The sequence below is a fragment of the Amycolatopsis sp. CA-126428 genome, from assembly GCF_002904335.1.
In the GTDB taxonomy this organism is placed as follows: Bacteria; Actinomycetota; Actinomycetes; order Mycobacteriales; family Pseudonocardiaceae; genus Amycolatopsis.
This window is the reverse complement of record NZ_PPHF01000081.1, coordinates 17,828-42,075: the sequence shown is the minus strand read 5'-3', so window position 1 is coordinate 42,075 and position 24,248 is coordinate 17,828. Positions and strand designations below refer to the sequence as shown.

Here is a 24,248-nt window from a genome sequence, read left to right as displayed (position 1 = left end):
CGAAGGTTGCCTTCGCCGGTTCCCTGCCAGCCCCACCACACGGGAGGCATGATGTCCACCTCCGAGATCGCCGAGCTGCGGCGAACCATCGGCCAGCTCCGGCAGTGCGTCGGCGCACTGCGCTCTCGCTACGGCGACGCGTCGGCCGTGCGCCGGCTCGCCAACGACGTCGAGCGCCTCGACATCGACACCGCGGACCTCGACGGCGTGCCCCTCGCGGTGCCCGCCCAGGCGAAAGCCGCCGAGCGCGTCCCCGTCCCCGACACCCCCTACGACCCGGCGCTCTGGCACGGCGCGGATGACGAAGGCGTCGGCGGCTACAAGCGCGACCAGCGGTGAGCGCTCCCGCTGACAACGGCGTCGGCACCGGCGTCCGGGCCCCGAAGCGAGCCCGGATCGCCGAGCGCACCCTCCGCACGGACCGGTGGTGGCTCCAGCCGCTGCTGACCGTGCTCGGACTGTCGGCGTTCATCATCTACGCGACGGTCCGGTCGTTCGTGCGCACCGCGTACTGGGTGCCCGACTACCACTACCTGACGCCGTTCTACTCGCCCTGCCTGTCCACCTCCTGCGTCGAGGGCTCGAGCCACTTCGGCCACTGGTTCGGCGACCTGCCCGGGGTCATCCCGCTCGGCTTCGTGGTGCTGCCGTTCTTGCTCGGGTTCCGCCTGACCTGCTACTACTACCGCAAGGCGTACTACCGGTCGGTGTGGTTCTCCCCGCCCGCCTGTGCCGTCGCGGAACCGCACGCCAAGTACACCGGCGAGACGCGGCTGCCGCTGATCATCCAGAACGTCCACCGCTACTTCTTCTACGTCGCGCTGGTCGTCTCGCTGGTCAACACCTACGACGCGATCACGGCGTTCCACGGGAAGACCGGCGGGTTCGGTTTCGGGCTGGGCAACCTCATCCTGCTCGCCAACGTGATCCTGCTCTGGGCCTACACGCTTTCCTGCCACTCGTGCCGGCACGTGACCGGCGGCCGGCTGAAGCACTTCTCCAAGCACCCGGTGCGCTACTGGATCTGGACGCAGGTCACGAAGCTCAACACCCGCCACATGACGCTGGCCTGGACGACGCTCGGCACGCTGGTGCTGACCGACTTCTACGTCATGCTCGTGGCCAGCGGCGCGATTTCGGACCTGAGGTTCGTGAACTGACTTTTCCCACTCCCGACAGTGTCCTCCCGACGGTGACGTCCCCCAGCTCCGAGGTGGAATTCTTTTATGACCGAGGTCGAACGGCACAGCTACGACGTGGTGGTGATCGGTGCCGGTGGCGCCGGTCTGCGCGCCGTGATCGAAGCCCGCGAACGCGGCTTCCGCGTCGCGGTCGTGTGCAAGTCCCTGTTCGGCAAGGCGCACACGGTGATGGCCGAGGGCGGCTGCGCGGCCTCGATGGGCAACGCGAACTCGAACGACAACTGGCAGGTGCACTTCCGCGACACCATGCGCGGCGGGAAGTTCCTCAACAACTGGCGGATGGCCGAGCTGCACGCCAAGGAGGCGCCGGACCGCGTCTGGGAGCTGGAGACCTACGGCGCGCTGTTCGACCGCACCGCCGACGGCCGGATCAGCCAGCGCAACTTCGGCGGGCACACGTACCCGCGGCTGGCGCACGTCGGTGACCGCACCGGGCTCGAGCTCATCCGCACGATGCAGCAGAAGATCGTCTCGCTGCAGCAGGAGGACTTCGCCGAGACCGGGGACTACGAAGCGAAGATCAAGGTCTTCGCCGAGTGCACGGTCACCGAGCTGCTCACCACCGACGGGAAGATCGCCGGCGCGTTCGGCTACTGGCGCGAGAGCGGGCGGTTCATCCTCTTCGAGGCGCCCGCGGTCGTGCTCGCCACCGGCGGCATCGGCAAGTCGTTCAAGGTGACGTCGAACTCGTGGGAGTACACCGGTGACGGCCACGCGCTGGCCCTGCGAGCCGGCGCGAAGCTGATCAACATGGAGTTCGTCCAGTTCCACCCGACCGGGATGGTCTGGCCGCCGAGCGTCAAGGGCATCCTCGTCACCGAAGGCGTCCGCGGTGACGGCGGCGTGCTCAAGAACTCCGACGGCAAGCGGTTCATGTTCGAGTACGTGCCCGAGGTGTTCAAGGGCCAGTACGCCGAAAGCGAAGAAGAAGCCGACCGCTGGTACGCCGACGCGGACAACAACCGGCGCACGCCGGACCTGCTGCCCCGCGACGAGGTGGCCCGCGCGATCAACTCCGAGGTCAAGGAGGGCCGCGGCTCCCCGCACGGCGGCGTCTTCCTCGACATCGCCAGCCGGCTGCCGGCCGAGGAGATCCGCAAGCGGCTGCCGTCGATGTACCACCAGTTCAAGGAGCTGGCGGACGTCGACATCACCGCGGAGCCGATGGAGGTCGGCCCGACCTGCCACTACGTCATGGGCGGCATCGAAGTCGACCCGGACACGGCCGCGGCGAGCGTGCCCGGCCTGTTCGCGGCCGGCGAGTGCTCGGGCGGCATGCACGGCTCCAACCGGCTCGGCGGCAACTCGCTGTCCGACCTGCTGGTGTTCGGCCGCCGCGCCGGGCTCGGCGCGGCCGAGTACGTGCACGGCCTCGACGGCAGGCCCGCCGTCGACGAGTCCGATGTGGACGCCGCGGCGAAGATGGCGCTCGCGCCGTTCGACCCGCCCGCGGGTGCCTCGGCGGAGAACCCCTACACCCTGCACACCGAGCTGCAGCAGTCGATGAACGACCTGGTCGGCATCATCCGCAAGGCGGAGGAGATCGAGCAGGCGCTGACGAAGCTGGCCGAGCTGCGGCAGCGGATCCTGCGCGTCACCGTCGAAGGGCACCGGCAGTTCAACCCCGGCTGGCACCTGGCGATCGACCTGCGCAACATGCTGATGGTCAGCGAGTGCGTCGCGAAGGCGGCGCTGACGCGGACCGAAAGCCGCGGCGGGCACACGCGGGACGACTTCCCGGGCATGGAAGCGGACTGGCGCAACAAGCTCCTCGTGTGCTCGGCTTCCCCCGGCGAGAACCCGGTGGTGCCGGACATCGGGGTCGAGGTGAAGGAGCAGGTGCCGCTGCGGCAGGACCTGCTGGAGCTGTTCGAGTTCGGCGAACTCGGGAAGTACTACACCGACGGCGAGCTCGAGGCGCACCCTGGGAGCAAGGCATGACCTACAAGGCGAGTTTCCGCGTCTGGCGCGGCGACGACACCGGCGGCGAGCTGCAGGACTTCACCGTGGAGGTGAACGAGGGCGAGGTCGTCCTCGACATCATCCACCGGCTGCAGGCCACCCAGGCGTCGGACCTCGCCGTGCGGTGGAACTGCAAAGCGGGCAAGTGCGGCTCGTGCTCGGCGGAGATCAACGGAAAGCCGCGCCTGCTGTGCATGACGCGGATGTCGACGTTCACCGAGGACGAGGTGATCACGGTGACGCCGATGCGGACGTTCCCGGTGATCCGCGACCTCGTCACCGACGTGTCGTTCAACTACACGAAGGCGCGCGAGATCCCGTCGTTCACCCCGCCGGCGGACCTGAAACCGGGCGAGTACCGGATGCAGCAGGTGGACGTCGAGCGCTCGCAGGAGTTCCGCAAGTGCATCGAGTGCTTCCTGTGCCAGAACACCTGCCACGTGGTGCGTGACCACGAGGAGAACAAGGAAGCCTTTGCCGGGCCGCGGTACCTGATGCGCATCGCCGAGCTGGAGATGCACCCGCTGGACGTCGCGGACCGCCGGGACGCGGCCCAGGACGAGCACGGCCTCGGGTACTGCAACATCACGAAGTGCTGCTCCGAGGTGTGCCCGGAGGGGATCCACATCACGGACAACGCACTGATCCCGATGAAGGAGCGCGTCGCGGACCGCAAGTACGACCCGATCGTGTGGCTGGGCAACAAGCTCTTCCGCCGGGACAAGTAGGGCTTTCTCCTCGACGCTCGCGAACCGCGCCTCAGGCCGGTTCGCGAGCGTCTTTTCGTCCGCGCGTGCCAAGGTGGGGCATGGAGATCGAACTGCTGCCGCCGTCCGCCGCAGCCGCGGTGGTCGAGCGGGTGCGGCTCGGCGACGCGACCGGGGGACTCCGCATGGTCGCCGCCGGTCCGGCGCGGCGGGGGGTCGGCGCCGAGCAGGAGCTCGTGCGGTTCGCCGAGCGGGCGAGGCAGGCGACCGGGTGCCGGGAGAGGCCGCTCGAGCTGCTCGTGCCGCGGGACCTCGCCGAGGACTACCCGCACCTCGCGCCGTCGCTGGCCACGCCGTGCGACTTCCTGATCTATCGCAAGGACCTGCGGTGACGGTGCTCGCCGGGGCGCGGGTGTTCGATCCCGAAACCGGGGAGAGCGTCCGTGCGGACGTCCGGCTGGACGGCTCGCGAATCGCCGAGGTGGGGGCGGGCCTCGACGGCGAGCGCGTCGACTGCTCGGGCGGCCTGCTGATCCCCGGGCTCATCGATTGTCACGTGCACGTGGCTTTTCCCCGGCCCGAGCCAGTGCCGCGCAGTGCGCGGATCCTCGAAGCCGTGCCCGTGCTGCGCGGGCTGCTGGCGCGCGGGATCACCACCGTCCGGGACGCCTGGGGCGCCGATGCCGGGTTCAAGCACGCCCTGCGCGAAGGGTGGATCGCCGGGCCCGACCTGCTGGTCAGCCTGCGGCAGCTGTCGCCGACCGGTGGGCTCGGCGACAGCTGGGAGGCGCCCGCGGGCGCCGTCGACCACTACGGTGACCCGTCGCTGCCCGACCCGCTGTTCGATGGGCCGGACGCCGCCCGCGCGGCGGTTCGCCGGATGGTGCGCGCCGGCGCCGACTGGATCAAGGTCGGCGCCGGCGGGGCCATGCGGGCGGTGCGAGACGGTGTCGACGTCCGCCCGACCGACGACGAGCTCGCCGCACTGGTCGACGAGGCCCGCCGCGCCGGCCGGGACGTGCTGGCCCACGCGCACACCTCCGCCGCCGTCGTCTCGGCCGCCCGCGCGGGAGCGCGCAGCATCGAGCACGGCACCTTCCTCGACGACGACGCCGCGGCCGCCCTCGAGCACGCCTGGTACGTGCCGACGCTCTCGCCGATCAGCGACAGCGAGTTCGCCGAGACGCACCGCCGCTCGCTTCGGCTCGCGGTGGAAGCCGGTGTCCGCGTCGCCGCCGGTTCCGACCTCGCCCCGCGTCCCCATGTCGACTTGACGACCGAGCTGTGGCTGCTGGCCGCGGTGCTCGGCGAGGCGGCCGCCCTGAAGGCGGCCACCTCCGAGGCGGCTCGTCTGCTCCGGCTCGACGACGACCGCGGTCGGGTCGAGCCCGGGTTGCGCGCCGACCTGGTGCTGCTGGACGGCACGGATCTCGACGTGACTGACCTGCCCGGGCGGACCCGGGCGGTCTGGCACGACGGGAAACGCGTCAGCGCAGTGAGCTGAGCAGCGCGTTCCACGCGGCGTGGGGGACCGTCAGATGCCCGGTGGCGGGCGCCTTCGAGTCGCGGACCGCGGTGACCTGCGAAGTCAGGGCCACCTCCACACACGTCTGGTGTTCCTGGCCTTCGCTGTGGCTGCTCTTGAACCAAGTCCGCTCGCGGGCCACCCTCGATCACTCCCTCCGGCGTTCGTACTCGTCCGAGAACCGGACGAGCCACTCCCGTGATTGTCCCTCGGAGAGGGCCACTTGTTCCAGCCTCGTGACGAGAAGGTAGAAGGCCTCCACGGCGATGCGGTCGTCCACGAACAAGCCCGCGGTGTAGGTCTCTTCGTAGACCACCGGGGCGTGTTCGGGGAACTCCATGACCGTGAAGGTCGTGCTCAGCACGCGGAACGTCGGATCCGACTCCGGCACCACCCGGATGACGCAGTGCGGCAGGTTCGTGGTGAGCACGAGGTTCTGCAGCTGCTCGTGCATGAGCGCCGGATTTCCGACGACCGAGCGCAAAGCGCGCTCGTGCACGAAGAAGGTGCAGACCGGCGGGGCGTGGCGCTGCAGCAGCTGCTGCCGGTCCACCCGGGCCCGCGTCAGCATGCCGAGCCGGTCGGAGGTGTAGCGGCCGGTGAGTTCGAAACAGGTGTGGACGTACTCCTCCGTCTGCAGCATCCCGGGGAGGGCGGCCGGGCTGTAGTAGGTGATCGATCGCGCGAGGTTTTCCTGGATGATGAGGGACTTCATCGGGTCGACGAGCTTGTCGAAGTAGGGCCGCACCCAGTAGAGGTCGCCGGGCGGCTTGGTCAGTTCGAGGAGCCGCGCGCGTTCCGCGGCCTTGGTGCCGCAGTGGGCGAGGTAGATCGCCGCGTCGATCGGCGAGATGCTCCGGCCGTTCTCCCAGGCGGACACCTTCGAAGCCGACCAGTCCGCGCGGCGGGCCAGCTCGCGCAGGGTCAGCCGTTTCAGCTCGCGCTGGCTCTTGAGTTCGCAGGCCATTTCCCGCGTGCGCACCGTGCTCTTTTCGGTCATGCCACGGACGGTAGAGGGAACCTCCGACAAAACGCCGCTCGCCGCGCGCGGATTCACCGCAAGGAGGTCGCTGTTCCGCCTGTGTGACAACAGAAGCAGCGTGCGAAGCGCTGTGAAGGCGCTTCGCGGGCGAAGCTGCTTCGCGCTTTCTTAAGCGATATACGAAATACTCATTTGGAATCGACGCGCGATCGGTGTTGAATGCAGTCATGGCTGAACCGAAACCACGGGACCTGGCCGTCCTGCTGCTGACGCTGACCGTCGTCACCGGCGTGGTCGACGCCGTCAGCTTCCTCGGGCTGGGGCGCGTCTTCGTCGCCAACATGACCGGGAACGTCGTGTTCCTCGGCTTCGCGGCGGCGGGGGAGACGACGTTGTCGGTGCTCGCGTCGCTGACAGCCGTGCTCGCGTTCCTGGCCGGCGCGCTCGCCGGCGGGCGGCTGGCCCGGCGCGAAGACGACTACGACGCCCTGCGGCAGGCGACCGCGGCGCAGGCGGCGCTGATCGCGGTGGCCGTCGTGCTGTCGGCGACCCTGGGCAGTGAGACGCGGCTGGGCAGTGAACTGCTGATCGTCGTGCTCGGGCTGGCGATGGGCCTGCAGAACGCGGCCGTCCGCCGCATCGGCGCGCCCGATCTGACGACGACGGTGCTGACGATGACGCTGACCGGTTTCGCGGCGGATTCGAAGGCGGCCGGCGGGCCGGGTTCGCGCCCGCTGCGGAAGGTCGCCGCCGTGGGGGCGATGCTCGTGGGGGCCTTCGCGGGCGGGCTGCTGCAGCTGCACGTCGCGATGTGGGCCGCGCTGGGGGTGGCGCTCGCGCTGGTTCTGGGTGTGCTCGGCGTGCTGCACCGCACGCGGCGGAACGGCGCCGCGGGGGAGTTACCGTCCACAAAGGACGTATCGGGCACGCAGGGGGAGCAGGGGTGAACGACGCGGACGGGAGCCTCGCGCCGGCTCCGTGACGGGCTAAGGGGTCAGTTCAGAATGAGTTTGCGGAGGCAGATCACGGAGCAGGCGCGGCTGAGGATGGCTTGATGCACGTCGGCTCGTCGTTCGGTGCGGATGCGCAGTCGGCGGAAGTTCTTGAGCCAGGCGAAGGCGCGCTCGACCGGCCAGCGGATGGTGCCCAGGCCGGAGCCGTGCTCGACGCCGCGGCGGGCGATGTGCGGAGTGATGCCGCGGGCCCGGACGAGGCGGCGGTACTTGTCGTGGTCGTAGCCGCGATCGGCGTAGAGCCGCCGCGGCCGGCGCCGAGGCTTGCCGACCACGCCACGGATCGGCGGAATGGCGTCGACCAGCGGAATCAGCTGAGTGACGTCATTGCGGTGGCCGCCGGTCAGCGTGACCGCCAACGGGGTGCAGTGGGCGTCGGTGATCAGATGGTGCTTCGAGCCAAGCTTGCGCCGGTCGACCGGGCTGGGGCCGGTGTGCTCCCCCCTTTGAGGGCACGCAGGTGAGCGGAGTCGACCAGCGCAGCGGACAGATCCAGCAACCCGGCGGCCCGCAGTTCGGCGAGCAGGCGTTCGTGCAGCTGCTGCCAGATACCGGCCTCGTGCCACTCGGTCAGCCGCCGCCAGCAGGTGGCCCCGGAGGCGCCGAACAGCGCGGTGGGCAGGCGATTCCATCCGATGCCGGTGCGGATCACGTACAGGATGCCTTCGAGTGCAGCACGATCATCAGCACGCTTGCGACCCGGATAGCGGAACCGCCGTGGATGCACCGGAAGCAGTGGCTCCAGCCGCTCCCACAGCTGGTCGGTCAGAACCTCCTCACGCATACCAACATTTTGGAAAGTCCCGCATGTCAGGCAAGACGACACGCCGACTCATTCTGAACTGACCTCTAACTCCGAAATTGACCGAGGTTGTTGCGGCAACGTCGCGGCGACCTGCCGGTATTACGGCATCAGCCGCACCGTGTTCTCCCGGTGCTCGAGCACCCCGCTGCACTGCCCGACCATCACCCCTCCCGAGGTGGGTCGAGAAGATCATTCACCTCCACCGCCCCCACGGCGGCCTGGCCGGCCAGATCCCGGATGAAAGGCTTGTCCAGAAGACCCAACCCTGACCACACACAGCAGGGCAGCTAACCGAGCGCGCGGCCGCCGTCGACGAGGAGGCGTTGGCCGGTGATGAAGCCTGCCTCTTCCGAGGCGAAGAAGCTCACCGCCGCGGCCACCTCCTCGGGCGTGCCCAGCCGTCCCACCGGGACTGACGACCGGTACTCCTCGCGCTCGGCTTCCGGTACCTCCGCGTGCCGCTCCACCGGGATGAACCCGGGCGCCACCGTGTTGACCGTGATGCCGTCCGGGGCCAGTTCGCGTGCCCACGCCCGGGCCAGGCCGATCTGGGCGCTCTTCGCCGTCGCGTACGCCGAGCGGCCCGGGGGCGGGCGGTCCGCCACCTCCGAGTCGATGTGCACGATGCGGCCGTGGCGGCGGGCGCGCATCCCCGGCAGCACCGCGTGGCCCAGCAGCAGCGGCGACCGCACGAAGAAGTCCAGCTGGGCCAGGTGATCCGGCCAGCCGACCGACGACACCGGTGCCTCCGGCTGCGGGCCGGTCGCGTTGAGCACCAGCACCCCGATCGGGCCCAGCAACGCCGTGACGGCGTCGACCAGGTCGCCGGCCTGGCGGCGGTCGGTCACGTCCGCCGCGAACGCCGCCGCGCGGCCGCCCTCGGCGAGGATGGCCTCCGCGGCCGTCTTGAGGTCGGCGTTGTCGTGCCGGCCGTTGACCGCGACGGCGAACCCGTCGCGGGCCAGCCGGCGCGCGATCACCCGGCCGAGACCCCGGGAACTGCCGGTCACCAGTGCGACACCCATGCCGCCGACGCTAGGGGACGCCCCGGGACACGACAAGGCCCCCGGGACGTGTCCCGGGGGCCTCGAACGGGTGACTCAGGCCGAAGCGGCCACGAGGTTGTCGGTCGCCGCGGGCGGGGCCGCCACGACCTTCTTGTTGCGGCGGTTGCGCCGCTCCAGGTACGTCGCCAGCGCCGTCAGCAGCAGGCACATCACCACGTAGATGGCGGTCGCCACGATCGTCGACGGCACGATCGGCCGCCCGAACGTCCCCTGTGAACCGATGTAGCGGGCGTAGTAGAGCAGCTCCTGGTAGGTGATGATGAAGCCGAGCGCGGTGTCCTTCAGCAGCACGACGAGCTGGCTGATGATCGTCGGCAGCATCGCCCGGACCGCCTGCGGCAGCAGAACCAGGAACATCACCTGCGTCTTGCGCATGCCCAGCGCGTACGCGGCTTCGCTCTGGCCCTTCGGCAGCGACTGGATGCCCGCGCGGAAGACCTCGGCGAGCACCGAGCCGTTGTACAGCGTCAGGCCGAGGACCACGCCGAGGAACGGGCTCGTCGGCACGCCGACGGTCGGCAGGCCGAAGTAGAACAGGAACATCAGGATCAGCGCGGGGATGGCGCGGAAGAACTCGACGACGAAGCCGGCGATCCGGCGGATCCAGGCGTGGTCCGACAGCCGGCCGGCCGCGAAGATCGCGCCGAAGACCAGCGCCAGCACGGCCGCGGCGGCGAACGCCTGGAGCGTCGAAAGCACCGCGTTGCCCAGGTCGCGCTGCACCTGCGCGTACTGCAGCCACTCCCACTTGCGGGCGGTGAACTGGCCGCTGTCGTAGAAGCGCCACCCGATGTAGCCGAGGAACGCGAGGACCACGAGGGTGCCGACCACCGCGTAGGTGCGGTAGCGCAGCCGGGCCTTCGGGCCCGGGACGTCGAACAAAACGTTGCTCATCGGGCCACGCTCCAGCGCTTCTCCAGGCTGCGTTGGACGAACGACAGCACGGCGACCAGGACGATGAACCCGAGCGCGACCCACAGCAGGCCGATCAGCTGGTTCTCGCCGCGTTCGGACAGGTACGAGCGGATCGCCCCGGCCTCCGCGACCGAGAAACCGGCGGCGATGGTGGTGTTCTTCAGCAACGCGATCAGGGTGCTGATCAGCGGCGGGACGACCGAACGCAGCGCCTGCGGGAGCACGACCTGGCCGAGGATCTGGCCGAAGGTCAGCCCCAGCGCGCGGCCCGCCTCGGCCTGGCCGACCGGCACGGTGTTGATGCCCGAGCGCACGACCTCGCAGATGAACGCCGAGGTGTACACGGTCAGGGCGACCACCGCGGCCGGGAAGTAGTCGAGCTTGACGATGTCGAGCAGCGGGTACGCGAACACGAAGAACGCGAACACCAGGGTGAGCGGCGTGTTCCGGGCGATCGTCACGTACGCCGTGCCGACGGCGCGGAAGACCGGGACCGGGCTCACCCGCAGCATGGCCAGGATCGTGCCCCAGACCAGGCTGCCCACGGCCGAGAGCAGGAACAGCTCGATCGTGGTGAGGAAGAACGGACCGAACAGGTCCAGGTTGTTGAGCAGGACGTCCATGGAGCCTTCCCCGCGTCCGTGGTCAAGGGGTGGATGGAGAAGGCCGGTGGACCGGGAAACCCGATCCACCGGCCGTCACGCGAGTGTCAGTACTTCTCGAGGGTCGGCTTCTTGGCGGCCGAGCCCGACTTGCCGAGGGTCGCGTCGTAGATCTTCTGCCAGGTGCCGTCGTCCAGCGCCTTCTGCAGGATCTCGTTGACCTTGTCGCGCAGGACCTTGTCGTCCTTGTTGAGGCCGATGCCGTACTTCTCCGTGGAGAACGTCTGGCCGACGACCTTCAGGGTGTCCGGCTCCTGGGCCGCGTAGCCCTTGAGGATCGCGTCGTCGGTGGTGACCGCGTCGACGTCCTTCGACTGCAGCTTCTCGACGCACTGCGAGTACTTCTGGAACTCGACGATGTTGCCCGGCTCGGTCAGGTTCTCCGAGCGGATCTTCTGGATCGGGGTCGAGCCGGTGACCGAGCAGACCTTCTTGCCCTTGAGGGCGTCCTTGCCGGTGATCGAGCTGTCGTCCTTGCGCACCAGCAGGTCCTGGCCGGCGAGGAAGTACGGGCCGGCGAAGGAGACGAGCGCCTTGCGCTTGTCGGTGATCGAGTACGTGCCGACGTAGTAGTTCACGTCGCCGTTCGCGATCGTCTGCTCACGCGCGCCCGAGTCGACCGTGCGGAAGGTGATCTTCTCCGGGTCGAAGCCGAGGCCGGCCGAGACGAGCTTCGCGATCTCGATGTCGAAGCCGCCGAACTTGCCGGTCGTCGGGTCCTTCATGCCGAGGCCCGGCTGGTCGTCCTTGGCGCCGACGGTCAGCGCGCCGGCCGACTTCATCTTGGCGAACACCGGGGAGCCGGCCAGGTCGACGCCGGTCGCGACCGGGTAGGTCAGCGCGGCGGGGGCGTTCGTGCCGCTCTGGGCGCCCGAACCCGGCGAGGTCGGCGTGCCTTCCTTGCCGCAGGCGGTCAGCGTGGTCAGCGCCAGCCCACCGGCGAGCAGTCCCACCGCGAGGGTGCGGATCCTCATGTGAATCTCTCCTGTGTGTCGATCACCCGGGCGCCGACGGCGCCGCGGACCGTGCTCAGTGGGTAAGGATCTTGCCGAGGAAGTCCTTCGCGCGCTCGCTCTTGGGCGCGGTGAAGAACGATTCCGGCGTCGTGTCCTCGACGATCTCGCCGTCGGCCATGAAAATCACCCGATCGGCTGCCCGCCGGGCGAAGCCCATCTCGTGGGTGACGACGAGCATCGTCATGCCGTCCTTGGCCAGCCCCGTCATGACGTCGAGGACCTCCTGGACCATCTCCGGGTCCAGCGCCGAGGTCGGCTCGTCGAACAGCATGACCTTGGGTCGCATCGCCAGCGCCCGCGCGATGGCGACGCGCTGCTGCTGGCCACCCGAAAGCTGCGCCGGGTACTTGTCGGCCTGGTTGGCGATGCCGACCCGCTCCAGCAGCTCCATCGCCGTCTTGCGCGCTTCGGCCTGCGAGGTCTTGCGGACCTTCACCGGCGCGAGCATGACGTTCTCGACGATGGTCTTGTGCGCGAACAGGTTGAACGACTGGAACACCATGCCGACGTCGGCCCGCAGCGCGGCCAGGGCCTTGCCCTCGGCGGGCAGCGGAACGCCGTCGACGGCGATCTCGCCCGAGTTGATCGGCTCGAGCCGGTTGATCGCCCGGCACAGGGTCGACTTGCCCGAGCCCGACGGGCCGAGCACCACGACGACCTGGCCGCGAGGCACCTCGAGCGTGATTTCCCTGAGCACGTGCAGGTCGCCGAAGTACTTGTTCACGGCGGACGCCTTGATCATCGGCGCCGCCACCTCCGCGGTCATCTGGCCTCCCGGGTCGTTCGTGCAAATCGGGCATGGGTCACCACGCGATGGCGAGAACCTACCGTTGCTGCACCGGCTGGCAAGGCCGCTTGAGCAATACTTAGGGTTTCAAGTGAGTATCGATGTCCATTTTGGCGGGTGTCCACCGGGGGTCACGGGGAGTGACCGTCCGGGTGGCCGGTGCAGGACCTGCCCGGACGTCCTAGAGTTCGCCCTACCGGCCGGTGAAGCAGGTCACCATGGGAGGCGGACGGGTGCGGGTGCTGCTGGTGGAGGACGACGACCGGGTCGCGGGCGCGCTCATCCCGGCGCTGACCCGCCGCGGCCTGGCGATCGCCCGGCTGGCCACCGGCGCCGGGGTCCTCGACCGGGTGCACGAGGTCGACGTCATCCTGCTCGACCTCGGCCTGCCGGACATCGACGGCGTGACGCTGTGCCGCCAGATCCGCGCGGTCAGCGACGTCGCGATCATCGTCGTCTCGGCGCGCGGCGAGGTCGACGACCGGATCCAGGGCCTGCGCGCGGGCGCCGACGACTACCTGGTCAAGCCCTACGACGTCGAGGAGCTGATGGCCAGGGTCGAAGCCGTGCGCCGCCGCCGCGGGGAGCACGGCGCCGCCGAGCCGGTGGTCATCCGGGTCGGGGACGTCACCGTCGACGTCTCCCGGCACGAGGTGCTGGTCGACGGCAAGGCGGTCGCGCTGTCCCGCAAGGAGTTCCAGGTGCTCGCGCTGGTGGCGGGCGCGCGCGGCGCGGTCTGCTCGCGCGAGCACGTGCTCACCGAGGTGTGGGGCCACCGCGGTCCCGCGGAGAGCCGTTCGCTGGACGTCCACGTCGCGACGCTGCGGACGAAGCTGGGCCGCCCGGCGCTCATCGAAACGGTCCGCGGGGTCGGGTACCGGCTCGGCGGCCAGGTCGCCCGGAGCTGAGGGGCGTGCGCGTCCGGCTGCAGGGCATCGTGCTGACGCTGGTGGCGTTGCTGGTGTTCGGCCTGGGCATCCCGCTGGGCAGGAGCATCGCCGCCGGTGTGCAGCAGGACCTGTTCCTCGACCGGCTGACCGACACGGCCCGGTTCGCGTCGCTCGCGCAGCGCCCGCTGCTGGACAACAAGCCGGACCTGGTCGACTCCGCCCTGCGCCGCTACACCGAGGTGTACGGCGTCCAGGTGCTGGTCTTCGACCAGGACGGCAAGCAGGTGGCCAGCTCGCTGGGGCCGAATGCCGCGCGGCTCGACACCCACGCCGAGCAGATCAGCGGACCGGCCCACGAGGCGCTGGCCGGGCGCCGCTCCCAGTCCGGCGGCGTGCTGATGCCGTGGGACGCCACGCCGCTGGTGCTCGCCGAACCGGTGCTCGCCGACGGCGAGGTGCACGGCGCGGTGGTGACCGTGTCCGACACCGGGGCCGAGCGGGCCGAGGTGCTGTGGTGGTGGCTGCTGCTCGCCACGGGCGGGATCCTCGCGTTCACGCTCGCGCTGGCCGTGGCGATCCCGGTGGTCCGGTGGATCCTGCGGCCGGTGCAGCGGCTCGACGACGCCACCGGAGCGCTGGTGGCGTCCGTGGTCAGCGGGCGGGAGGCCGAGCCGGTGGGGGAGAGCGGCGGGCCGCCGGAGCTGCGGCAGCTCGGCCGGTCCTTCGACCGGATGGCCGAGAGCGTGTCCGGCGCGCTGGCCGCGCAGCGCGCGTTCGTCGCCGACGCCTCCCACCAGCTGCGCAATCCGCTGACGGCGCTGAAGATCCGGCTGGGCAACCTCGAAGGGCACGTCGACGACGAGCCGGCGTCCGCCGACCTGGATGCCGCGCGGGTCGATGCGGGGCGGCTGCACCAGATCCTGGACGGGCTGCTTTCGATGGCCCGCGCCGAGGCGTCGGGCGGGGAGCTGGACCCGGTGGTGCTCGACGACGTCGTCGCCGAGCGGGTCGCCGACTGGACGGTGGTCGGCCAGGCGCGGGACGTCCGGCTGATCGTCGACACCGCCGGCAGCGGCACGCGGGTGTGCCTGCCGCCGCGGGGTGCCGAGACGATCCTGGACGCACTGCTCGACAACGCGCTGAAGTTCACCGCGGCCGGCACCGAGATCCGGGTCGCCGTCGAGCGCGACGGCGACCGGGTGCGCCTGTCGGTGCGCGATCACGGGTCGGGCCTGCGGCCCGAGGAGCTCGACCGCGCGCGGGACCGGTTCTGGCGCAGCCCCGCCCACCAGAACGTGCCCGGCTCGGGGCTGGGCCTGGCGATCGTCAGCGAGCTCGTCGCGCATGCCGACGGTGAACTCGAGTTGGACCTGCCCGAAGGCGGCGGCCTCCGGATCACGATGACGTTCCCGGCCGGCTAGCCAGGTAGGTAGGTCTTTTCCGTCCGGAAGTAGCGGAGTGCCCCGGGGTGGAGGGGGAGCGGCTGGGTCTCGATGCCGGGGTGCACGTCGATCGACAGCGCCGCCGGGCTGGCCTGCGCGAGCTGGTGCCGGGCGTCGAACAGGCCGCGGACCAGCGCCTCGGCGACGTCGGCGTTCATCGACTGCCGCACCACCAGGAAGTTCGGCACGATCAGCGTTGTCACCGGCAGGAACTGGTTGTAGGTGCTCGCGGGGATGGTCGCGGTGCCGTAGACCTCGCTGAGCGTCCGCATTTTCGGCATCTGGTCGCCGATGTCGACCAGCCGCAGCTGGTTCTGGTACGTCACGATTCTCGGCGTCGGCAGCCCGCCGGACCAGAAGAACGCGTCGACGTCGCCGCGCAGCAGCGCGGCGATGGAGTCGTCGAGGCCGTGGAGGCTCGTACTGACCGAGCTGGTCAGGCCGGCGGCGGAGAGCAGCTTGTACGCGATGAACTCGACGCCGGAGGCCGGCGAGCCGATCGCGATGCGGTGGCCGCGCAGCTGGTCCCCCGACCGGATGTCGGAGTCGGCGCGGACCACGACGTGCAGGTAGTCGTCGTGGATCCGGGCGAGCGCGGCCAGTTCCGGGTGGGTCTTGTGCTGCTCCTCGGCCACGTCGGCGGCGACGAAGGCGACGTCGGCCTGGCCGAGGAGCACCTTGGCGACGTTGTCGGGCGAGCCGTCGGTCTGCAGCACCTGCGGCCGCTCGATGCCCAGGCCGGCCTGCCAGGCGTTGGCGAGGGTCTGGGCGAGCTTGTCGTAGACGCCGCCGGGGTTGCCCGCGGCGATCCGCAGCCGGAGATTCCCGAAGCCGCCGGTGCAAGCAGCGGGCGCCAGCAGCAGGGCGGCGGCCGCCGCCAGTGCGCTCCTCCGCCGGACCGTGGCCATGGCCTGATCGTGCCAGACTTCGCGGCGTCCGGTCAGCTCAGCCGCCGATGCTCAGCCGAGTTCTCCCGCCTGGTGCGCCGCCCAGTCGGCGCTCCAGGCCTTGACCGCGTCCAGCACCGGCCCCAGCCGCGAGCCGATGGCCGTGAGCGCGTACCGGACCTCGACCGGCCGGGCGACCGTGACCACCCGCTCCACGACGCCGGCCAGCTCGAGTTCCTTGAGCCGCTGGGAAAGCATCGCGTCGGTGATCCGGGGGATGCGTTCGCGCAGCTCGGTGAACCGCAACGCGCCCGAGCGCAGCTGGTCCAAGATCACGCCGGTCCACCGGCGGCCGATCAGCTCGATGGCCGTGTGGAAGTCGGGGCGCTCGTTCGCGGGCGCCGGCTCTTCGGGTTTCGCCTCCATGTCGCCGACCACCGTAGCCCGCTCTGGCTTTCGTTGCCTACTATGTTTTCAATAGTGTACTTTGAAATGTGAAGCGAACAGGGAGGAACCCCATGACAGCCGATCCGATGGGAACCGGCGCCCCGGTCCCGCACGAGCGCCTGCGCGAGCTGGACTTCTTCGTGGGCGGCTGGGACGCGCCCGGTGTCTTCCACGAAACCCCGTTCGGCCCGCGCAAGCCGATCCGGATGCGGATCGACGGCGCCCGGGAGCAGCGCGGCTTCTGGATCACGCTGGGCACGGCAGAACTGCCGACCCCGGAGAACCCGGCCCCGCTGAGTGCCCGCTACGTGTGGGGCTACGACCCGGCCGCCGGCGAATTCGTCGCCGACTGGTACGACAGCAACGGCGGACGCGCGGTCCAGCGCTCCGCGGGCTGGGTGGGCGAGCAGTTGCGGTTCCTGGGAACCATCACCATGCACGGCGCCACCGTGCCCCTGCGCGACACGTTCACGCGCCGGGGCCCCGACGCGTACCACCACCTGGGCGAAATCCACCTCGGCGAGGGCTGGCTCCCGGTCGACGAAGAGGAAGCGGTCCGAGTGTGAGCGGGCCGGTCGACATCGGGATCGCGTCGCTGGCCGACGTCCAGCCGGTCACCGTCGACGGCACCCGCCGCACGCCCGAGGACCGCGTCGAACAGATCGTTTCGCTCGCCGTGCTGGCCGACGAGCTCGGGCTGGATCACTTCGGGCTGGGCGAGCACCACAACCCGGACTTCGCGGTGTCCTCACCGGCGGTCGTGCCGGCCGCGATCGCGTCGAGGACGAGCCGGGTGCGGCTCACCAGTTCCGTCCCCACCCTGAGCGCCCTCGACCCGGTCCGGGGCTACCAGGACTTCGCCACGCTCGACGTGCTGAGCGCGGGCCGCGCCGAGATCACCGCGGGCCGCAGCGCCTACCCCGAACCGTTCCGGCTCTTCGGCGTGCCCCTCCGCGACTACGACGACGCGTTCGAGGAGAAACTCGGGCTGCTGCTGAACATCCGGGCACGACCGGTCGTCACGTGGGAGGGCCGGTTCCGTCCTCCGCTCGATGACGCGGCGATCCTGCCGAGGGCCGTGCAGGAGCCCTTGCCGGTGTGGCTGGGCGTCGGGGGCCACTACTTCGGCGCGCCGAGCACGCGGGAGGCGACGGCGGTCTATCCCTGCTACCGGGACTTCCTGCGCCCCAAGCACCCGGGTGGCGGTGGCTTCCTGGTCACGTCCGAGCAGTTCGAGCTGGGGACGCGGGCCGGGCAGCACCTGATGATCGGGACCGCCGAGCACGTCTCGGCCAAGCTCGCGGAGCTGCACGACGTGCTGCGGTTCGACCGGGTGCCGTCATGGCCGCGCCGTCACCCGGAGGGTCGGCTCCCCCTCCGCGTCGCCCGCGGGATCGCCGACGACGACCGAGAAACCCGGCGCGTCGATCACCAGACCGTCAGCCGATGCATGCACCCCGACGGTGAAGGGGGCATCACCGTGCGGGCCGTACCGCACCGCGAAGACGGCTGATCCCGGCGGGGAATCCGGCAGTGGGCCCGCGAGGACGTGGTTCGTGTCGGTCACGCGCTGCCAGCCCGCGTCCGGGTTTCCGTAGCCGCGGGGGTCGTCGGCCAGGGAGAACGCCAGCTGCTCCTGCGTCAATCCGATCGTTTCCGGGCTGTTGAAGCTCGTCCGGCCCGCCGGGGGGTTGACCACCCGCAGCGACGCCCCCGACGTGATGGCCAGGCTGCCCGCGTGCAGCGTGCCGCTGGTGTGCAGCACCGCACCGGGCTCGCTCAGGTCGAACGGTGCTCCGCCCGGCAAAGCCACCGAGACGATCTTGCGTTGGCCCGCTTCGGTTTCCTCCACATAAGGCAGCCCGGCCAGGAACTCGCACCCGGCCGCCGGGACCACCGCGAACAGCGTCACCCGCTGCTCCTCCGCCACCCACAGCTGCTGGACGCTCAGCAGCACCTGCTCCCGCGTCACCACCGCCTTCGTCACCAGCCGGGCCACGACATCGCCGTCGCGCGCGTCGCGGATGCGAAACGGGCCGAGCGGGCGGGTGAGCAGCGTGCACCCCAGCAGCGGGCCGATGCCGTGCTGGCCCGCCACGACGGACTCGATCACCGCCGCCCGTCCCGCGTCGATCAGGTAAGGCGTGTGACTGCTCGTGAACGACACCGACGCGGTGCGGTGGCGCAGCGAATACGCGGAGGTGACCGGAAAAGCAGTCGTCCGGTGCCACTTGCTGTCGTCCTGGTACAGCCACACCGTCGTGAACGCGAAGTGCCCGCTCGGCGCGCCGGTCCGGGCCACGGGGTAGTAGGTGACGCGGCGGTCGCTCAGGTAGCGGCCGAGGTCGGTGGCCAAGTGCGCCCCGAAGTAGCGGAGGCCGAGCAGGCCTTCGGCGCCGCAGTGCTGCTCGCTGTAGCGGGGGCCGCCGTAGTCGAAACCACGGGCCGACAGGCGGCAGTCGAGGTGGCGGGCCAGCTCCGCGCCGTCGTCGAGGAACAGCCGGTCGGCCGTCACCCGATGGGCCTGGGCCAGGAAGGACAGCGAGATCGGCAGGTAGTTCTGGTCGTGGCCGGCGCCGTGCTCGGCCGGGAGCGCGAAGCCGCGATCGGTCACCCGCGAGGGCCGGATCACGTCGGTGTAGAGCCGCATCGCCGCTGTCGTGACACGGTTGCCTTCGCGGTCCCGGGAAACCCGGTCGAGGTGGCGGCCGAGCATCAGGCCCGCGACGATCGCGCCGAGGGCCTGGTTGCCCGTCTGCTGGGGGTTGAACACGCTCGCTTCGGTCAGCCACCGCCAGTACCCGAGCGCCAGCTCGGTCACCGCGGCGTACTGGTCGCCGGTGAGCAGGCCCTCGCCGAGCTCGAGGACGTTGACCGCGTGCAGCATCGCCCACACCGTGCTCGGCCAGTCGCCGAAGGGGTGTTCGCCGTCGCCCGGCAGGTACCGGGCGTACGGCAGGCCGCTGTGGCGGACGCGCAGGAACGGCTCGCCCGGGTTGTCGGTCCGGAACACCCGGTGCGCCAGGAAGAAGTCCAGGCCCCGGCGCACCGCGTCGGTGAGTGCCGGGTCATCGGACACGCCGCGCCACGCCAGGCAGAGGAGGGAGAGCACGCCGAGGCCCATGTCCCCGACGTCGTCGTCGGCCGCGGGGTCCTCGAAGTTGCCGCACGCCTGCTGCGCGGCGAGCGCGGCGTCGACGGCGGCAGCGAGGACGGCGTCGAGGTGGACGGGGTCGTCGGGCAGGTCGTGCGAGCTCGCGTGCTGGCTCGGCAGCAGGATCGGCTCCATCCGCTTCGCAGTCTCCCTGCCGTCCTGGGCAAAGGACCGGTCGAAGTGGTCAGGAAAGCGCTTTCCCGGACGACTTGCCCATCGCGGTCCGGAAAACGGGGATGCGGCTGGGACCCGCACTTGGTTAAGTAGTAAACAAACGAACCCGTACGTTGTCAACGGGCCGGATCGCGGCCGGCGGCACGTTCGACAGTTTCACTTCGGCGAAAGCAGGTGCAGATGGCGAAATCGGGCATCGGCGACCGGGCCGGCGAGGTCTTCGCCGCGCTGGCGGCCGCCGGCCAGGCCACCCGGCCGCAGCTCGCGGTGGCCTGCGGGCTGTCGAAGCCCACGGTCTCCCTGGTGATGGCGGAGCTGGAAGCCGCCGGGCTCGCCGAACGCAGCGGCAGCTGGTCCGGCGCCACCGGGCGGACCGCGGCGGTCTACCGGCTGGGCCCGCGGGCCGGGTACGTGCTGGCGGTGGACCGCGGGTCGACGCAGGTGGCGCTGCGGGCGACCACGCTCGCCGGAGAACTGCTCGACGAAGACCAGACCACCCGGCCCGCGTCCGCGGACACCATGGTGAAAGCCGTGCTGCGGCGGGGGAACGCGCGCGGTCCGCTTCGGGCCGTGGTGATCGCGGTGTCCGATGTGGTCTCCCCGCCCGGTCGTGGTGAGCCGGCGACGATGGCGCGGGTCCGGGACGTCGTGGCCTCGCTCGGGCTGCCGGAGGGCGCGGCCGTGCACACCGAGAACAACGTCAACTGCGCGGCGATCGCCGAACTCGTCGAAGGGGCGGGCAAGGACCACGACAGCTTCGTGTTCCTGCAGGTCGGCGTGGCGATCGGGGCGGGGGTGGTGCTCGGGCGGCGGCTCGTCCGCGGGGCCAGCGGCGCGGCGGGTGAGGTCGCCCGCCTGGCTTATCCGTGGGCGGACGACCGGCCGCCGGTCCGGGACGCGCTGGAAGCGCGGCTCGGTTCGCGGGAGCTGCTGCGCCGGGCCAGGGCACGCCGCCCGGACCTGGCGCCGAAGACGGCGGCCGCGTTGTTCGCGCTGGCCGAGAAGGGGGACGCCGTCGCGCTCGAAATCGTCGCGGAACACGCCGAAGCCGTCGGGAACCTGGCCGCGTCGATCTGCGCGGTCGTCGACCCCGGCCTGGTCGTGCTGGGGGGCGGGGTGGGGCGCAACAAGCTGCTCCGGCCGGGTGTCGTCGCGACCGTCGAGCGGCTGAGCTGGCCGACCGAAGTCGTGGTGAGCGAGCTGGGGGCGCGTGCGACCGTGCTCGGGGCCGCGCACCTGGCCAGGGAGAAGGGCATCCACGCGGTGCTGGCGGCGGGGTGAACGAGTCGTTGACAGCGGCGGAGCCCGCTGCCTAGAGTGCCGAGAAAGCGCTTCCAGCTCCCTGGGACGGAACCACTGGAACCGCGTGCGTCGGAAGAAGTGCCACGGCAGCCGCCCGGTTTTTCGGGAGCGCTGCCGGTCCACGCCGGAGTCCCGGGAGCAGCCGATGTCAGCCGAAGCCGCAACGCACCCTGTCGAAGCCGGGACGCCGCCGGCAGCGAAGCCCGCGCCCGCCCGGCGTCGCCGCAAGCGGCACCAGGACAACCTGGCGGCGTACCTGTTCCTGTCGCCGTGGTTCCTCGGGATCTTCGGGTTCGTCCTGCTGCCGATGGCGTACTCGCTGTACCTGTCGCTGACGAAGTTCGACCTGCTGAGCTCGCCGCAGTGGGTGGGCTTCGACAACTACCTGGCGATGTTCCGGGACGAGAAGTTCCTCCACTCGGTCAAGGTGACGCTCACCTACGTCGTCGCTTCGGTGCCGCTGAAGCTCGCGGTCGCGCTCGTCGTCGCCGCGGTGCTGAACCGGGGCCTGCGCGCGCTGGGGTTCTACCGCTCGGTCTTCTACCTGCCGTCGCTGCTCGGCGCGAGCGTGGCGGTGTCGGTGATGTGGCGGCAGATCTTTTCGCAGCAGGGCCTGCTGAACCAGATCCTCGCGATCTTCGGCGTCCACGGTGCGGACTGGATCGGGGACCCGCGGTTCGCGCTGTGGACCCTGGTCCTGCTGTCGGGCTGGCAGTTCGGCACCCCGATGCTGATCTTCCTCGCCGGGCTCAAGCAGATCCCCAAGGACCTCTACGAAGCCGCGGAGCTGGACGGTGCCGGCCGGATCCGGATGTTCTTCCGGATCACCGTGCCGATGCTCTCCCCGGTGATCTTCTTCAACCTGGTCCTGGAGACGATCAACGCGTTCCAGACCTTCACCCCGGCCTACGTCGTCAGCGGCGGGCTGGGCGGGCCGATCGATTCGACCATGCTCTACACGCTTTACCTCTACCGCAAGGGGTTCTCGAGCCTGCAGATGGGCTACGCGTCGGCGATGGCGTGGGTCCTGTTCGTGGTGATCGGCCTCTTCACCGCGCTCTACTTCGCGTCTTCACGGCGCTGGGTCACCTACGCGGACTGAACTCCCCACGGCCGAAAGGACCGAGATGGCCATCAAGCCTGCGAAGATCCACTGGCGCGCGCACGGGGTGCTGCTCGCCGGGGTCGTCGTGATGATCTACCCGCTGGTGTGGCTGGTCGGGGCTTCGTTCAAGCCGGAGAACCAGATCTTCAGCACGCTCGACCCCATCCCGTGGCACTTCACCCTCGGGAACTACTTGACCGGCTGGACGGCGACGGGCACGTCGTTCACCGTCTACCTCGCGAACTCCGCGACCATCGCGCTCTGCGTGGTGATCGGCAACATCGCGTCCTGCTCGCTGGCCGCCTACGCGTTCGCCCGGCTCGACTTCGCGTTCCGCAAGATCTGGTTCGGGCTGATGCTCGGCACGCTGATGCTGCCGTTCCAGGCCACCATGATCCCGCAGTACACGATCTTCTACGAACTGAACTGGATCAACACGTTCCTGCCGCTGGTGGTCCCGCAGCTGCTCGCGTGCGACGCGTTCTTCATCTTCCTCATGGTCCAGTTCATCCGGGGCATTCCCCGCGAACTGGACGAAGCGGCGGCCATCGACGGCGCCGGGCACGCCCGCGTCTTCTTCTCGGTGATCCTCCCGCTCCTGCGCCCGGCCCTGCTGACCACCGGCGTCCTGACGTTCATCTGGACGTTCAACGACTTCCTGCGCCAGCTGGTCTACCTGTCCGACAAATCCCGGTACACGGTCCCGCTGGGGCTCAACTCCTTCATCGACCGGGCGAGCGGCTCCAGCTACGGCGGCATGCTCGCGATGTCGGTGGTCACCCTCGTCCCGACCGTCGCGGTGTTCCTGATCTGCCAGAAACGGCTGGTGGACGGCGTGGCCAACACCGGCATCAAAGGCTGAACCCCGACCGCAGAAAGAAAGTGAGACCGCCATGGCACAGCACCTGTCCAGGAGGGGGTTCCTCGGGATCGCCGGGGCGGGGGTGGCCTCGGCCGCGCTCGCCGGCTGCGGTTTCGCGCCGCCCAGCAGCAGCGGATCCGGCGGGAACAACGCCCTGACCTTCCGCTGGTGGGGCGGGAACGCCCGCAACGACGCCTACCAGAAGGCGGTGAAGCTCTTCACCGACAAGACCGGGATCGCCGTCACCACCCAGTACTCCGGCTACGACGGGTACTTCGACAAGCTCAACACCGAGTTCGCCGGCGGCAACCCGCCCGACCTCTTCCAGATGGACACCGCGCTCGTCAGCACCTACGCCGGCCGGAACGTGCTCACCGACCTGGGCACCTACGTCCCCGCCACGATCGGGCTGGACACCCTCTACGCGCCGTTGCGCACGGCGGGCACCGTCAAGGGCAAGACCTACGGCGTCGCTTCCGGCTCCGGCAACGCCCCGGTGCTCTACGACAAGACGGTCCTGGACCAGCTCAAGATCACCGCCCCGACCAGCGACTGGACGTGGCAGGACTTCGGCACCATCGCCACCGAGATCTCGAAGGCCTGGGGCCCGGACAAGTACGGCGCGCTGGACGCGTCGAAGGACGACTCGGGTGCGCTGCAGCCGTGGCTGCGCCAGCGCGGCAAGGACCTCTACACCGCCGACCAGACCCTCGGGTTCGGTCCCGAGGACCTGACCGAGTGGTTCACCTTCTGGGACGGCCTGCGCAAGGCCGGCGCGGTCTGCCCGCCGACGCTGCTGAGCAACACCGACGCGGCGACCGGCACCCACCCGTTCATCACCGGGCAGATCGCGATGACCACCGGCTGGGGTCTCGCCCAGATGCAGCCGCTGACCCAGCACGAGCTGAAGCTGGTCGTCGTGCCCCGCGAGAACGGCAAGACGGGGCAGGCGCTGTCCGGCGGCGTCCTGCTGTGCATCCCGGTCAAGAGCAAGAACCCGGAAGGCGCGGCGAAGCTGATCAACTTCTTCCTCAACGACGACGACGCGATCAAGACGATGAAGCTGCAGCGCGGGCTGCCGCCGTCGGACAAGGCGAAGAACCTCCTCGCGCCGACCGCCACGGCGCCCGAGAAGGCGGACATGGAGTTCGGCGAGTACGTGGCCGCGCAGGTCGCCAAGGACGGCCTGCCGACCGCGCCCACCGCGCCGCCGGGCTACGGCGACGTCAAGACGGCGCTCGATTCGGCGGCCAAGCAGGTCGCGTTCGGCAAGATGTCGATCGCCGCGGGCGTGACGCAGTTCTTCAGCGACGCCAAGAACGCACTCGCCAACGCCAAGTAG

At 70.2% G+C, this 24,248-nt stretch carries 25 protein-coding genes; 15 read left to right on the top strand and 10 right to left on the bottom strand.

What is annotated here, in order from left to right:
- The first annotated feature begins 51 nt into the window (after positions 1-51).
- The 6 genes from C2L58_RS22375 (at position 52) to C2L58_RS22350 (ending at position 5,375) form a co-directional block, all read left to right on the top strand.
- On the top strand, positions 52-339 hold the full coding sequence (locus C2L58_RS22375) for a hypothetical protein (RefSeq protein ID WP_003054488.1): 288 nt from the start codon (positions 52-54) through the stop codon (positions 337-339).
- A complete protein-coding gene (locus tag C2L58_RS22370) occupies positions 336-1,160 on the top strand; it encodes a hypothetical protein (RefSeq protein ID WP_103339570.1) in 825 nt (274 codons plus the stop codon). Before C2L58_RS22375 ends, C2L58_RS22370 begins: the two co-directional genes overlap by 4 nt.
- A gap of 66 nt (positions 1,161-1,226) precedes the next feature.
- Positions 1,227-3,143 (top strand): fumarate reductase/succinate dehydrogenase flavoprotein subunit, encoded by a 1,917-nt coding sequence (locus tag C2L58_RS22365; RefSeq protein WP_103339569.1) that lies wholly within the window; start codon positions 1,227-1,229, stop codon positions 3,141-3,143.
- Positions 3,140-3,892 carry a succinate dehydrogenase/fumarate reductase iron-sulfur subunit gene (locus tag C2L58_RS22360; protein WP_103339568.1) on the top strand — a complete coding sequence of 251 codons (753 nt, stop codon included), beginning with the start codon at positions 3,140-3,142 and terminating at the stop codon, positions 3,890-3,892. The genes C2L58_RS22365 and C2L58_RS22360 overlap by 4 nt, the downstream gene beginning before the upstream one ends.
- A gap of 80 nt (positions 3,893-3,972) precedes the next feature.
- On the top strand, positions 3,973-4,263 hold the full coding sequence (locus C2L58_RS22355; protein ID WP_103339567.1) for a hypothetical protein: 291 nt from the start codon (positions 3,973-3,975) through the stop codon (positions 4,261-4,263).
- Positions 4,260-5,375: an amidohydrolase family protein gene (locus C2L58_RS22350; protein WP_158264147.1), complete on the top strand. Its 1,116-nt coding sequence runs from the start codon at positions 4,260-4,262 to the stop codon at positions 5,373-5,375. The genes C2L58_RS22355 and C2L58_RS22350 overlap by 4 nt, the downstream gene beginning before the upstream one ends.
- Here the strand turns inward: C2L58_RS22350 and C2L58_RS22345 are convergent.
- Both C2L58_RS22345 and C2L58_RS22340 read right to left on the bottom strand, forming a co-directional pair.
- Entirely contained in the window at positions 5,359-5,538 is a 180-nt protein-coding gene (locus tag C2L58_RS22345) for a DUF397 domain-containing protein (RefSeq protein ID WP_103339565.1), read from the bottom strand. The genes C2L58_RS22350 and C2L58_RS22345 overlap by 17 nt on opposite strands.
- Before the next feature lie 6 nt (positions 5,539-5,544).
- Positions 5,545-6,396, bottom strand: a complete 852-nt coding sequence (locus C2L58_RS22340) for a helix-turn-helix domain-containing protein (protein ID WP_103339564.1) — start codon at positions 6,394-6,396, stop codon at positions 5,545-5,547.
- Positions 6,397-6,605: 209 nt separating this feature from the next.
- Between C2L58_RS22340 and C2L58_RS22335 the strand changes: the two genes are divergently transcribed.
- Positions 6,606-7,325: a YoaK family protein gene (locus C2L58_RS22335; protein WP_103339563.1), complete on the top strand. Its 720-nt coding sequence runs from the start codon at positions 6,606-6,608 to the stop codon at positions 7,323-7,325.
- Positions 7,326-7,372: 47 nt separating this feature from the next.
- Here C2L58_RS22335 and C2L58_RS22330 read toward each other — a convergent pair.
- The 6 genes from C2L58_RS22330 to C2L58_RS22305 form a co-directional block, all read right to left on the bottom strand.
- Positions 7,373-8,175, bottom strand: a protein-coding gene (locus tag C2L58_RS22330) for an IS5 family transposase (protein ID WP_103339562.1) whose coding sequence is annotated in 2 segments (ribosomal slippage) — positions 7,373-7,839 and positions 7,839-8,175 — 804 coding nt in all. Because the reading frame shifts where the segments join, the coding sequence is not laid out codon by codon here.
- A 308-nt stretch (positions 8,176-8,483) separates the two neighbouring features.
- Complete coding sequence (locus C2L58_RS22325; RefSeq protein WP_103339561.1) at positions 8,484-9,221, bottom strand: SDR family NAD(P)-dependent oxidoreductase; 738 nt, start codon at positions 9,219-9,221, stop codon at positions 8,484-8,486.
- 75 nt (positions 9,222-9,296) lie between these two features.
- Positions 9,297-10,157 carry an amino acid ABC transporter permease gene (locus tag C2L58_RS22320; RefSeq protein ID WP_103339560.1) on the bottom strand — a complete coding sequence of 287 codons (861 nt, stop codon included), beginning with the start codon at positions 10,155-10,157 and terminating at the stop codon, positions 9,297-9,299.
- On the bottom strand, positions 10,154-10,801 hold the full coding sequence (locus tag C2L58_RS22315) for an amino acid ABC transporter permease (protein ID WP_103339559.1): 648 nt from the start codon (positions 10,799-10,801) through the stop codon (positions 10,154-10,156). The genes C2L58_RS22320 and C2L58_RS22315 overlap by 4 nt, the downstream gene beginning before the upstream one ends.
- A gap of 86 nt (positions 10,802-10,887) precedes the next feature.
- On the bottom strand, positions 10,888-11,814 hold the full coding sequence (locus C2L58_RS22310) for a glutamate ABC transporter substrate-binding protein (RefSeq protein WP_103339558.1): 927 nt from the start codon (positions 11,812-11,814) through the stop codon (positions 10,888-10,890).
- A 55-nt stretch (positions 11,815-11,869) separates the two neighbouring features.
- Positions 11,870-12,598, bottom strand: a complete 729-nt coding sequence (locus C2L58_RS22305) for an amino acid ABC transporter ATP-binding protein (protein ID WP_199191382.1) — start codon at positions 12,596-12,598, stop codon at positions 11,870-11,872.
- A gap of 278 nt (positions 12,599-12,876) precedes the next feature.
- On the opposite strand from C2L58_RS22305, the gene C2L58_RS22300 reads away from it, so the two are divergent.
- Positions 12,877-13,551 carry a response regulator transcription factor gene (locus tag C2L58_RS22300; RefSeq protein WP_199191381.1) on the top strand — a complete coding sequence of 225 codons (675 nt, stop codon included), beginning with the start codon at positions 12,877-12,879 and terminating at the stop codon, positions 13,549-13,551.
- A gap of 5 nt (positions 13,552-13,556) precedes the next feature.
- On the top strand, positions 13,557-14,954 hold the full coding sequence (locus C2L58_RS22295) for a sensor histidine kinase (protein WP_103339555.1): 1,398 nt from the start codon (positions 13,557-13,559) through the stop codon (positions 14,952-14,954).
- Here the strand turns inward: C2L58_RS22295 and C2L58_RS22290 are convergent.
- Positions 14,951-15,883: a TAXI family TRAP transporter solute-binding subunit gene (locus C2L58_RS22290; protein ID WP_103339554.1), complete on the bottom strand. Its 933-nt coding sequence runs from the start codon at positions 15,881-15,883 to the stop codon at positions 14,951-14,953. The two genes, C2L58_RS22295 and C2L58_RS22290, sit on opposite strands and share 4 nt — an antisense overlap.
- A gap of 51 nt (positions 15,884-15,934) precedes the next feature.
- Entirely contained in the window at positions 15,935-16,288 is a 354-nt protein-coding gene (locus C2L58_RS22285; RefSeq protein WP_233225858.1) for a winged helix-turn-helix transcriptional regulator, read from the bottom strand.
- 92 nt (positions 16,289-16,380) lie between these two features.
- Here C2L58_RS22285 and C2L58_RS22280 point away from each other — a divergent pair, with 92 nt between their 5' ends.
- From C2L58_RS22280 to C2L58_RS22250, 6 genes are all read left to right on the top strand, one after another.
- A complete protein-coding gene (locus C2L58_RS22280; RefSeq protein WP_233225857.1) occupies positions 16,381-16,875 on the top strand; it encodes a DUF1579 domain-containing protein in 495 nt (164 codons plus the stop codon).
- Positions 16,872-17,822: an LLM class flavin-dependent oxidoreductase gene (locus C2L58_RS22275; protein WP_199191379.1), complete on the top strand. Its 951-nt coding sequence runs from the start codon at positions 16,872-16,874 to the stop codon at positions 17,820-17,822. The genes C2L58_RS22280 and C2L58_RS22275 overlap by 4 nt, the downstream gene beginning before the upstream one ends.
- A 1,995-nt stretch (positions 17,823-19,817) precedes the next feature.
- A complete protein-coding gene (locus C2L58_RS22265; RefSeq protein WP_103339606.1) occupies positions 19,818-20,918 on the top strand; it encodes an ROK family protein in 1,101 nt (366 codons plus the stop codon).
- A 166-nt stretch (positions 20,919-21,084) separates the two neighbouring features.
- Complete coding sequence (locus tag C2L58_RS22260; protein WP_103339552.1) at positions 21,085-22,041, top strand: carbohydrate ABC transporter permease; 957 nt, start codon at positions 21,085-21,087, stop codon at positions 22,039-22,041.
- Positions 22,042-22,066: 25 nt separating this feature from the next.
- On the top strand, positions 22,067-22,906 hold the full coding sequence (locus C2L58_RS22255) for a carbohydrate ABC transporter permease (RefSeq protein ID WP_103339551.1): 840 nt from the start codon (positions 22,067-22,069) through the stop codon (positions 22,904-22,906).
- A 31-nt stretch (positions 22,907-22,937) separates the two neighbouring features.
- On the top strand, positions 22,938-24,248 hold the full coding sequence (locus tag C2L58_RS22250) for an ABC transporter substrate-binding protein (RefSeq protein WP_103339550.1): 1,311 nt from the start codon (positions 22,938-22,940) through the stop codon (positions 24,246-24,248).